Source organism: Helicobacter pylori, assembly GCF_001998165.1.
Lineage (GTDB): Bacteria > Campylobacterota > Campylobacteria > Campylobacterales > Helicobacteraceae > Helicobacter > Helicobacter pylori_DL.
On sequence record NZ_MTWR01000139.1, the window covers coordinates 1 to 326 of the forward strand.

A 326-nucleotide genomic window follows, 5' to 3' on the forward strand; every position below is an offset into this window, starting at 1 on the left:
CTAAAATAAACCCCAAAATATTCACTAAAGATTCCACGATAAAAATACTCAAAATGCACAGTTCTGTTTTAAAACCCTTGTCGTCTTGGTTCAATATTTTTTCGTGTATGAGTCGTTCTTTATAAGTCATTCTTTTTCCTTTAAAATGTTTAAAACGCATTCTTTAATTTTTTTAGGCTCTATGTTTTGGATAGAAAAATAACGGCGCTTATCAAAGGTTCTCATCAGCCACGCCACAGCTTTAATGCACCTTAAAAACCACGAATGGGGCATTTTAGCTAAAATAAACCCCAAAATATTCACTAAAGATTCCACGATAAAAATAC

At 32.2% G+C, this 326-nt stretch carries 1 protein-coding gene and 1 pseudogene; both read right to left on the reverse strand.

Going from position 1 to position 326, the window contains the following annotated elements:
- Window positions 1-130 (reverse strand): annotated as a pseudogene (locus BZK24_RS09220) (lipid A biosynthesis lauroyl acyltransferase); the annotation flags it as partial.
- On the reverse strand, window positions 127-326 hold a 200-nt coding region (locus BZK24_RS08565), incomplete at its 5' end, for an LpxL/LpxP family acyltransferase (protein ID WP_524707222.1). The gene BZK24_RS08565 and the pseudogene BZK24_RS09220, both read right to left, overlap by 4 nt.